Genomic DNA, 10,460 nt, shown 5'->3' with positions numbered 1-10,460 from the left:
CGCTCACGCACCGGACGGGTGATCATGCCGGCCTGGCAGAAGCGGCACCCCCGCGTGCACCCGCGGAAGATCTCGACCGACATCCGCTCGTGGACCGACTCGGCGAGCGGGACGAGCGGCTGCTTCGGGTAGGGCCACGCGTCGAGGTCGGTGACGGTGTGCTTCGAGACTCGCCACGGCACGCCGGTCACGTCAGGCGACGGAGCCACCCGCTGGATCCGGCCGTCGGGCAGGTAGGACACGTCGTAGAAGGCGGGCACATAGACCCCGCCCGTGCGCGCGAGCCGCAGCAGCACCTCGCGGCGCCCGCCGGGGCGGCCCTGCGCCTTCCACTCCCCCACGATGTCGGTGACCGCGAGGACGGCCTGCTCACCGTCACCGATGACGGCGGCGTCGATGAAGTCGGCGATCGGCTCCGGGTTGAACGCGGCATGGCCACCGGCGATGACGATCGGGTCCTCGAGCGTCCGGTCCACCGCATGGAGCGGGATGCCCGCGAGGTCGAGGGCCGTGAGCAGGTTGGTGTAGCCGAGCTCCGTCGAGAACGACACACCGAAGAGGTCGAAGTCGCGGACCGCACGGTGCCCGTCGACGGTGAACTGCGGCAGGCCCGCCTCGCGGAGCGCGGCCTCCATGTCGGGCCACACGGCGTAGGTGCGCTCGGCGAGGGCATCGGCGCGCTCGTTGATGACCTCGTAGAGGATCATGACGCCCTGGTTGGGCAGGCCCACCTCGTAGGCATCCGGATACATCAGCGCCCAGCGGGTCGTGAGGTCCTCTCCGGACGGCCCGAGGCCGCCGACGTCCCAGGACTTGACGGTGGAGTTGAGCTCGCCGCCGACGTACTGGATGGGCTTGTTGACCCGCTCCAGCAGCGGCTCGAGAGCGTTGAACAGGGACTCTCCGGGCATTCGCCCATGCTACGTCGCCCGCGCAGCCACCCCGAAAACGTCGTATGCCGCTGGGCTCACACCCAGCGGCACACGACGACACGTGGGGGCGGGCTCAGTCTCCCTCGTAGAGGGCGTCGAGCTTGTCCATGTACTTGTCGACGACGGCCCGGCGGCGCAGCTTCATGCTCGGCGTGAGGTCGCCCATCTCGATGGTCAGGTCGTGGTCGAGGATGGTGAACTTCTTGATCGTCTCCCACCGGTTGAGGCTGTCGTTGAGCCGGTCGACGTACCCCTGCACGAGGTCACGCGCGGCGTCCGACGTGACGATCTCGGCGTAGGACCGGCCCGCCATCCCGTTCGCGGCGCCCCACGCAGTCATGGCATCGGGGTCGAGGGTGACCAGCGCGGTGGCGTAGTTGTGCCCGGCCCCGTGGACGAGGAACTGGCTGACGTAGGGGCACATCCCCTTGAACTTCGCCTCGATCTCCGCAGGCGCGATGAACTTGCCGCCCGACGTCTTGAAGAAGTCCTTCTTGCGGTCGGTGACGAAGACGAACCCGCGCTCGTCGATGCGGCCGATGTCGCCGGTGTGGAACCAGCCATCCGCGTCGATGACCTCGGCGGTCGCCTCGGGCTGGTTGTGGTAGCCGCGCATGACACCGGGACCCTTGATGAGGATCTCGCCGTCCTCGGCGATCTTCACGTCGGTGCCTGGCAGTGGCCAGCCCACCGAGCCGTAGCGGTAGGAGCCCGGCGTCGGCTGGTTGACGGTCGTGCCCGACGACGTCTCCGTGAGGCCGTAGCCCTCGACGAGGAGTAGGCCCACCGCGCCGAACCACTTGGCCACGTCGGCGTTGAGCGGGGCCGAGCCGCTGATCATGAACCGAACCCGGCCGCCGAAGCGCTCCTGGATCTTGTGGAGGACGAGCTTCGTGGCCAGGCCGTGCCGACGAGCCAGGCCCGACGACGGCGTCTCCCCACGCTCCTGGACGTCACGCATCTCGGCGCCGACCTTGAGCGCCCAGTCGATGAGCTTCTTCTTGACGCCCGTCTCCTGCCCGAGCATGAGCTCGACGCGGCCGCGGGCCTTCTCGAAGATGCGCGGCGGACCGGCCATGAAGGTCGGCTTGATGATGGCCATGTTGTCGACGATCTTGTCGAGGCGCCCGTCGACCGCGGTCGGGAACCCGATCTGCAGGCCGATGGCGACGAGCATCTTGCCGAAGACGTGCGAGAGCGGCAGCCACAGGAACTGGAGGTCGTCCTCCCGGATGGTGTGCATGGCCTGGATCACCGCCCCCTCGTAGACGACGCTGTCGTGCACCAGCCGGACACCCTTGGGGCGGCCGGTCGTGCCGGAGGTGTAGATGACGACGGCAAGGTTGTCGGGGCCGAGCTGGTCGATCCGTGCGTCGACGGCGTCGGGTGTCGACGCGAGCAGCTCGCGTCCCTTGGCGGCGAGGTCGTCGGTCGTGATGACCCATCCGTCCTCGCTGGCCTGGCCGGACATGACGACGACCTGCTTGACGTGCGGGATGTCGTGCCGGCGCTCGGAGAGCTTGGCCACCTGTCCGTCGTCCTCGGCGAAGACGATGGCGCTGCCGGAGTCATTGAGGATGTAGGCGACGTCGTCCGCGATCGTCGTCGGGTAGACCGTCGTCGTGGCACCGCCGGCGCAGACGATCGCGAGGTCGGCCAGGACCCACTGCAGGCTCGTCGTCGAGGCGATGGCGACCCGGTCCTCGAGCTCGACGCCGAGGCTCATGAGACCCGCCGCCCAGTCCTGGACGATCTCGTGGGTCTGGCGCCAGGTCAGCGTCGTGAGCTCGGTCCCCCCATCCTTGAAGTAGAGGTAGGCAGGCTTGTCCGGTGTCGCCTGGACCCGGTTGCGGAAGAGGGCGCCCACGCTCGGGGCCCGTTGGTCGAGGACTGCCTGGTCGACCTGTCGGTCGGCGACGGCGTGCAGGGGCATGAGGACTCCTTTGTCACGACAGCGGCAGCCCGTCCTCGGCGACGGCGGGCAACCACGTTGTGCGGGATGATGCCGCAATTGTCGCCAAAGGTCACGGGTTCACGGTGGAATCGGCACCAGTCCGTGACCCACGGGTAACTTGGCTGCGCCGCCTATCTGCGGGAGAGGGCACGCCGGTCCGCGGTCTCCGAGGCGACGTTGCCGACGATGCCGACCGCGACCCACACCGCGACCATCGAGGTTCCTCCGTAGGACAGGAACGGCAGCGGCAGCCCGGTCACGGGCAGCACGCCGAGGTTCATCCCGATGTTCTCGATCGCCTGGACGGCAAGCCAGACACCGATGCCGGTGGTGACGAGCCGGCCGAAGGTGTCCGCGCGGCGCGCGACGACGAGTGCCCGAAGCACGAGGAAGGCGAGCAGCACGACGACACCGGCGGCCCCGACGAACCCGAGCTCCTCTGCCGCGACCGAGAAGATGAAGTCGGACTCCTGGTAGGGGATGACGCCCGCCTGGGTCTGCCGCCCCGCGAACAGCCCCTGCCCGTCCACACCGCCCGACGCGATGGCGATCCGCACCTGCCCGGTCTGGTAACCGATGCCCTGCGGGTCGAGCGACGGGTCGAGGAAAGCACGCAACCGGTCCTGCTGGTGGGGACTGAGGAGGGGCGTCGTGAAGGCAGCCACGACCGTCGCGACGCCCGCGGCTGCCACGGCGAGCGTCCAGACGAGCGGCCCACCCGCGGCGGCGATGACAGCTGCTGACATCGCCACGAGCACGAGGGCCGAGCCGAGGTCCGGCTGGGCCAGGACCAGGACGATGGGCAGGCCCGCGATGACCCAGGCCACGGCGATGTCCCGGTGCCGCTGTCGCTCACCCCGGTCCGCCCGCTCGGCGAGCAGCATCGCGAGCCCGATCACCAGGGCGACCTTCATCAGCTCCGAGGGCTGGAGGCTGAAGCCCCCGGGCAGCCCGATCCACGAACGCGACCCGTTGACCTGCCGCCCGAGTGGCGAGAGCACCGCGACGAGGCCGCCCAGGGCCGCCAGGTAGACGAGCGGGGCCGCCGCCCGGACCAGGCGCACGTCGAGCCGGGTGATCACCGCTGCCGCGACCATTCCGACGACGACGGCCAGCGCCTGCTTGGCCGCCATTGCAGCGCCACTCTCGACCCTCGTCGCCGACCAGACGAGGACGACACCGACGACCGACAGCCCGGCGGCGCCGATGAACAGCCCGAGGTCGAGCCGCAGCCACCGCGCCACCGTGGGCGGCGGACCGCTGCGCAGGCCTAGGCGGGCACGGTCGCGGACAGGATCTCGCGACACCGGGCGACGTCCTCCCGCATCTGGTCGATGAGCGCCTCGACCGAGTCGAACCGCAGGGTCGGCCGGAGGTGGGAGACGAAGTCCATGCCCACCCGCTCGCCGTAGAGGTCGAGGTCGGTCCGGTCGAGGACGTAGGCCTCCACGCGCCGCTGGTGTCCGTCGAAGGTGGGGTTCGTGCCGACCGAGATCGCCGCAGGGAGGGTGCGGTCGGCGGCGCCCGGAGCGAGGTCGAGCCGCACGAGCCACCCCGCGTAGACACCGTCGCTCGGGACCAGGCCCGCATGGTCCTGCGAGAGGTTGGCGGTCGGGAAGCCGAGCTCACGGCCGCGGTGGTCGCCGTGGACCACGGTGCCGGCGACCCGATGGGGACGGCCGAGGATCTCCGCCGCGTGGCCCACCTTGCCGTCGAGGATCTCCGCCCGCAGCTGGGTCGAGCTCCAGCGACGACCCTCGGGGGCGGCCTCGCCGATGTCCTCGAGGGCGATGACGTCGAAGCCGTGCTGCTTCCCCAGCTCGGTCAGGGTGCCGACGTCACCGGAGTTGCGCACGCCGAACCGGGTGTCCTTGCCGACCACCACGGCGACGGCACCCAGCCGGTCGACGAAGGTGGTCTCGACGAACTCCTCCGGCGTCTGCTGCGCGAACTCGCGAGTGAAGGTGAGCACGAGGGCGGCGCCCAGCCCGACCGCCTCGAGGGCGTCGAGGCGCTGCTCGAGCGACATGATCCGCGCCGGTGCCCGCTCCGGGTAGAGCACGGCCACCGGATGCGGCTCGAAGGTCACCGCCACGGGCGTCGCTCCCCGCTCGCGCGCCTCGCGGACGACCCGTCCGAGCACCTCTCGGTGCCCGCGGTGCACGCCGTCGAAGTTGCCGAGCGTGACAACCGTGGGTCCGAGGTCCGAGGGGATGTCCTCCAGGGCGTACCAGCGCTGCACGGCGACCACTGTAGTAGTCGGGATCCGCCGACCACGTCGCCACCCGTCCGGATCAGCCATCCGGTCACCCGGCCGGCGCGAAGACGACCCTCGCCCTGGCGATGCTGCGCGACTCGTCGAGGACGGCCACGAGCCGTCCACCGGGGTCGATGGCCGCGACCGCCTCGGCCCGGACGTCCCCGCTGGGGATCCGCTGCCCATGTCCGAGGCTTCGGGCCTCCTCGACGGACAGCTCGTGGACGGGGAGCTGCGCGCGTGCCGCCTCGGCGAGCGGGAGGATGCAGGTGGCGGGGTCCGCACCGGCCTCGATCCGCGCGACGAGCTCGTCGAGCGGCACGGCGTCGGAGAGGCCGAACCGGCCGACTCGGGTGCGGCGCAGCGCGGTGAGGTGGCCTCCGACCCCGAGAGCCGCGCCGAGGTCGCGCGCCAACGCGCGCACGTACGTCCCTGAGGAGACCTCGACCTCCACGTCGACGTCGAGGACGCCGAGCACGTCGAGGACCTCGCCGCCGGTCAGGGGGGCCGTCGTCGGTGTCACCCCCAGCACCTCGAAGCGGCTGACGGTGACGGGTCGGGGGGGCAGGTCCACGTCGTCGCCCTTGCGGACCCGCGCGTAGCTGCGCTCCCCCCCGACCTTGATGGCGCTGACCGAGCTGGGCACCTGCTCGATGTCCCCGGTGAGGGCGGCGACGGCCGACGGGAGGGCTGCCGCCACTGCTGCCGGGTCGGTGATCCCGACCGAGCCGGTCACCTCTCCCTCGGCGTCGTCGGTGAGCGTGGCCTGACCGAGCCGGATCGTTGCCGTGTAGGCCTTGTCGAGGCCGACGAGGAAGGTGAGCAGCTTCGTCCCCTTCTCGATCCCGAGGACGAGCACCCCGGTCGCCATGGGGTCGAGCGTCCCGGCGTGGCCGACCCGCCTCGTCCCGCAGAGGCGCCGGACGCGGGCCACCACGTCGTGGCTGGTCCACCCGGCGGGCTTGTCGACGACGAGCAGCCCGCTTCGCGCAGCCGTCACCGAGCCTCGACGTCGATGCCGACCTCATCGGCCGCAGAATCGGACGCAGAATCGGACACGGAATCGGACGCGGAATCGGCTGCGGGCTCCCCTGCGGCGTCGCTCGCCGTGCGGTCGATCGGCTTCTTGTAGGGGTCGGGCTCGCCGGCGTGCTTGGCGTTGGCCGCGGCGCGAGCCAGCTCCTCGTCCCGGGCCCGGGTCTGGGCGACGAGGTCCTCGAGGTGTGCTGCACCCTCGGGGAGCGCGTCGGCGATGAACTCGAGGGAGGGCGTCAGTCGGATCCCGATCTGCTTGCCGACGAACGAGCGGATCCGCCCGCGGTTGGCCTCGAGGACCTCTGCGGTCGCCTTGCGCTCCTCGTCGGAACCGAAGACGGTGTAGAACACGGAGGCGTGCTGCAGGTCTCCGGTCACCCGGGCGTCCGTGATCGTGACGAAGCCGAGGCGCTCGTCCTTGAGACGGAACTCGAGGTACTCCGCGACGATGACCTTGATGCGGTCGGCGATCTTGCGGGCGCGAGCTGGGTCAGCCATGGCTCCAACCTCGTTTCTTCTCGATGTGGATCACGGCCGTGGGGCCGCATACCCACCCTAGCCGCGGGTGGTCCCCGGCCCGCCGGAGCGGTCGGGGGTGAGCCAGCGGGGCCGGCTCAGCGGCATACGGCCTGGTGGGTGGACGACCGAGGGGCCACGTCCGCGGCGGGCGTGGTGCCCGCCGGGAGACGTGACCCCCGGACGTCGGTGCTCAGGCGCGCGGCTTCTCGCGCATCTCGTAGGTGGCGATGAGGTCACCGATCTGCAGGTCGTTGAACGACCCGAGGTTGATGCCGCACTCGTAGCCCTCGCGGACCTCGGTCACGTCGTCCTTGAACCGACGCAGACCGGCGATCTCGACGTTCTCCGAGACGACGACCCCGTCGCGGGTGATCCGCGCCTTCGTGCCGCGCTTGATCTCGCCACTGCGGACGAGCGAACCCGCGATGTTGCCGAACTTGCTCGAGCGGAAGATCTCGCGGATCTCCGCCGTGCCGAGCTCGACCTCCTCGAACTCCGGCTTGAGCATGCCCTTGAGCGCTGCCTCGACCTCCTCGATGGCCTGGTAGATCACCGAGTAGTAGCGGATCTCGACGCCCTCGCGCTCGGCGTACTCGGCGTTCTGCCCTTCGGCCCGAACGTTGTAGCCGATGATGATCGCGTTGGAGGCCATCGCGAGGTTGATGTTGTTCATCGTGATGGCGCCGACGCCGCGGTCGATGATGCGCAGGTCGACCTCGTCGCCGACGTCGATCTTGAGCAGCGCGTCCTCGAGCGCCTCGACCGAGCCCGACACGTCACCCTTGAGGATGAGGTTGAGGGTCTCGACCTTGCCCGCCGCGAGGGCCTCGTTGAGGTCCTCGAGCGAGATGCGCTTGCGGGCCTTGGCCAGACTGGCCTGCCGGTCCGCAGCCTCGCGCTTCTCGGCGATCTGTCGGGCGGTGCGGTCGTCCGGTGCCACGACGAACGTGTCACCGGCGCGCGGCACCGACGAGAGACCGAGCACCTGGACCGGGCGGGACGGCCCGGCCTCCTGGACGTTCTTGCCGTGCTCGTCGAGCATGGCACGGACGCGACCGTACGCCGAGCCGGTGACGATGGCGTCACCGACGTGCAACGTGCCCGCCTGGACGAGCACCGTCGCCGTGGCACCACGGCCACGGTCGAGGTTGGCCTCGATCGCGACACCACGCGCCTCGCGCTCCGGGTTGGCACGGAGGTCGAGCGCCGCGTCCGCCGTGAGGAGGACCGCCTCGAGCAGGCCGTCGATGTTGACACCCTGCTTTGCCGAGACGTCGACGAACATCGTCTCGCCGCCGTACTCCTCGGCGATGAGGTTGTACTCGGTCAGCTGCTGGCGGATCTTGGCCGGGTTGGCGCCCTCGACGTCGATCTTGTTGACCGCGACGACGATCGGCACGTCGGCCGCCTGGGCGTGGTTGAGCGCCTCGATCGTCTGCGGCATGACGCCGTCGTCGGCCGCGACCACGAGGATCGCGATGTCGGTCACCTTGGCACCGCGGGCACGCATGGCCGTGAAGGCCTCGTGACCCGGGGTGTCGATGAAGGTGATCGCCCGCTCGACGCCCTCGTGCTCCTTGCGCACCTGGTAGGCGCCGATGTGCTGGGTGATCCCACCGGCCTCGCCGGCAGCGACGTCCTCGTTGCGGATCGCATCGAGCAGTCGCGTCTTGCCGTGGTCGACGTGACCCATGACGGTGACGACGGGGGGACGCGCCTCGAGGTCGGCGTCGTCCTCGCCCTCGATACCGGTCTCGAGGTCGATGTTGAAGGAGTCGAAGAGCTCGCGCTCCTCCTCCTCCGGGGAGACGACCTGGACGTCGTAGCCGAGCTCGACGCCGAGGAGCTTGAAGGTGTCCTCGTCGAGCGACTGCGTCGCCGTGGCCATCTCACCGAGGTGGAAGAGGACGGTGACGAGCGATGCCGGGTTGGCGTTGATCTTGTCTGCGAAGTCGGTCAGTGACGAGCCACGACGCACCCGGATGACGGTCGAGCCGTCGCCACGGGGAACGGTGACGCCACCGATCGACGGCGCCTGCATCTGCTCGAACTCCTGGCGCTTCGCCCGCTTGGACTTGCGGCCCCGGACGGGCCGCCCGCCACCACGACCGAACGCGCCCTGCGTGCCACCGCGACCACCGGGGCCACCGCCGCGCGGACCGCCACCGAAGCCGCCACGAGGGCCACCCGGGGCACCGGTGCCGGCACCGGGCCCGAAGCCGCCACGGCCGCCACCGGGGGCGCCGCGACCGGGACCACCGGCCGGGCGCTGACCCGGGCGACCGACGGTACTGCGCTCGGGCATCATGCCGGGGCTGGGTCGGGGGCCACCGGGACGCGGTCCCGGGCGGGCACCGGCACCACCCGGGGCACCCGGACGGGCACCGGCGCCCGGGCCACCGGGACGGGAGCCGCCCGGACGCTGCTGGGGACGCGGCATGCCCTGGCTGGGGCTGAACGGGTTGTTGCCCGGTCGCGGACCGGCGTCGCTCGGCCGGGCACGGGTCTGGCCCATGCCCTGGCTCGGCGCGAAGGGGTTGTTGCCCGGACGGGGCTGGCCCGGGCGTGGCGCCGGACGCGGTCCGGGGGTGGGCGCGCCACCCTCGCGAGCGGCCGGGGCCGCGGGACGGGTGGCCGGTGCGGGGGACTCCGGTCGTGCAGCAGGAGCCGGCGTCGGCGCAGCGGGGCCGCCCTTGGCTGCGGGCGCCTCCGTGGCTGGCGCTGCAGGTGCTGCCTTGGCGGCAGGCGCCGCAGCAGGTGCCGCAGCCGGCTCCGCTGGTGCTGGCGCTGCCGGCGCGGGACGGCTCGGCGCCGGTGCGGCGGGTGCTGCCTTGGCGGCAGGCGCGACCGGCGTCGCCGTCCCCGGCGCCGTCGGTGCTGGTGCAGTTCGTGTGGATGGTGCCGCCTTGGCAGCACTCTTGGCGGCGGGCTTCGCCGCCGGCTTGCCGTCGCCGCCGGAGCGCAGCTCCGTCGGGAACGTCTCCTTGATCTTGCGGACGACCGGGGGCTCGATGGTCGACGACGCCGACCGGACGAACTCTCCCTGGCTCTTGAGGTGTGCGAGCAGAACCTTGCTCTCGACTCCGAGCTCTTTCGCGAGCTCATAGACCCGGACCTTGGCCACATTTCTCCTGTCTCGGTCCGGACCTGACAGGAGGCCGAACCTGGGTTATTGCTGGGGCTTGCTCATCGCTGAGGACTCATCGGAGGCTCATAGCGTTTGACCCGCCTTGGTTCGTTGAGGTGTTGCACGGCCGCCGGGTGGCGGCCGATCATCGTGGACCCGATGCCGGATCCCGTGCTACGGGTGCTGGACCCCGAGATGTCGTGCCACCGCGCTCACGTCAACCGCGGCCTGCAGGCGCAGGGCACGTCCGAACGCCTTGCGGCGCACTGCCAGCTCGAAACATTCGGGTCGCGGGTGCAGCCATGCACCACGTCCCGGCATCCGGTGTCCCGGGTCGGGCCGAAGGTGCACGGGGGAGCTCCCCGAGGCATCTGCGTCCTTCGCCGCGACCACTCGCAGCAGAGCCGACCAGCTATCCGATCCTCGACATCCCACACAGGTGCGGGACGGCTCGGCACGGAGTCCAGTCCGGTCGGCCACAGAACAGTCTAACCCGTATGCCGCCGGGCTGGGTCCCCGGGGCCCTCCCCTCCCCGCTCCTCCCGCCCTTCCACCCGCAACACGCCCGGTAACGTGCAACCGACCCGTGATATTTCAGGGTGGCTTTGCGAATATCCGGGCGTGTTGCGGTGGTGG

7 protein-coding genes and 1 pseudogene are annotated in these 10,460 nt (G+C 70.8%); all 8 read right to left on the bottom strand.

Features of this window, described 5'->3' with window-relative positions; translation table 11 throughout:
• A pseudogene (locus LOY02_RS15215) lies at positions 1 to 911 on the bottom strand (B12-binding domain-containing radical SAM protein); the annotation flags it as partial.
• 94 nt (positions 912 to 1,005) lie between these two features.
• On the bottom strand, positions 1,006 to 2,865 hold the full coding sequence (locus LOY02_RS15210; protein ID WP_317183207.1) for a long-chain fatty acid--CoA ligase: 1,860 nt from the start codon (positions 2,863 to 2,865) through the stop codon (positions 1,006 to 1,008).
• Positions 2,866 to 3,017: 152 nt separating this feature from the next.
• Positions 3,018 to 4,193, bottom strand: coding sequence for an FtsW/RodA/SpoVE family cell cycle protein (locus LOY02_RS15205; protein WP_317183206.1), 1,176 nt, complete (start codon positions 4,191 to 4,193; stop codon positions 3,018 to 3,020).
• Positions 4,157 to 5,128 carry a bifunctional riboflavin kinase/FAD synthetase gene (locus tag LOY02_RS15200; RefSeq protein ID WP_317183209.1) on the bottom strand — a complete coding sequence of 324 codons (972 nt, stop codon included), beginning with the start codon at positions 5,126 to 5,128 and terminating at the stop codon, positions 4,157 to 4,159. Before LOY02_RS15200 ends, LOY02_RS15205 begins: the two co-directional genes overlap by 37 nt.
• A gap of 64 nt (positions 5,129 to 5,192) precedes the next feature.
• Positions 5,193 to 6,143, bottom strand: coding sequence for a tRNA pseudouridine(55) synthase TruB (truB, locus tag LOY02_RS15195; protein ID WP_317183205.1), 951 nt, complete (start codon positions 6,141 to 6,143; stop codon positions 5,193 to 5,195).
• On the bottom strand, positions 6,140 to 6,676 hold the full coding sequence (rbfA, locus tag LOY02_RS15190) for a 30S ribosome-binding factor RbfA (protein WP_317183204.1): 537 nt from the start codon (positions 6,674 to 6,676) through the stop codon (positions 6,140 to 6,142). The genes truB and rbfA overlap by 4 nt, the downstream gene beginning before the upstream one ends.
• A gap of 211 nt (positions 6,677 to 6,887) precedes the next feature.
• Positions 6,888 to 9,821, bottom strand: a complete 2,934-nt coding sequence (gene infB, locus LOY02_RS15185) for a translation initiation factor IF-2 (protein ID WP_317183203.1) — start codon at positions 9,819 to 9,821, stop codon at positions 6,888 to 6,890.
• A 177-nt stretch (positions 9,822 to 9,998) separates the two neighbouring features.
• Positions 9,999 to 10,259, bottom strand: a complete 261-nt coding sequence (locus LOY02_RS15180) for a YlxR family protein (protein WP_317183208.1) — start codon at positions 10,257 to 10,259, stop codon at positions 9,999 to 10,001.
• Positions 10,260 to 10,460 lie beyond the last annotated feature (201 nt).

Origin of the sequence: Intrasporangium sp. (assembly GCF_032907665.1) — a bacterium.
In the GTDB taxonomy this organism is placed as follows: domain Bacteria; phylum Actinomycetota; class Actinomycetes; order Actinomycetales; family Dermatophilaceae; genus Intrasporangium.
Note: the sequence above shows the minus strand (reverse complement) of the source record. Positions and strands in the feature narration are given on the sequence as shown.

Bases quoted from the DNA above. Each gene is read 5' to 3' on its own strand.
- LOY02_RS15210 (WP_317183207.1), bottom strand. From the start codon at position 2,865: ATGCCCCTGCACGCCGTCGCCGACCGACAGGTCGACCAGGCAGTCCTC.
- rbfA (WP_317183204.1), bottom strand. From the start codon at position 6,676: ATGGCTGACCCAGCTCGCGCCCGCAAGATCGCCGACCGCATCAAGGTC.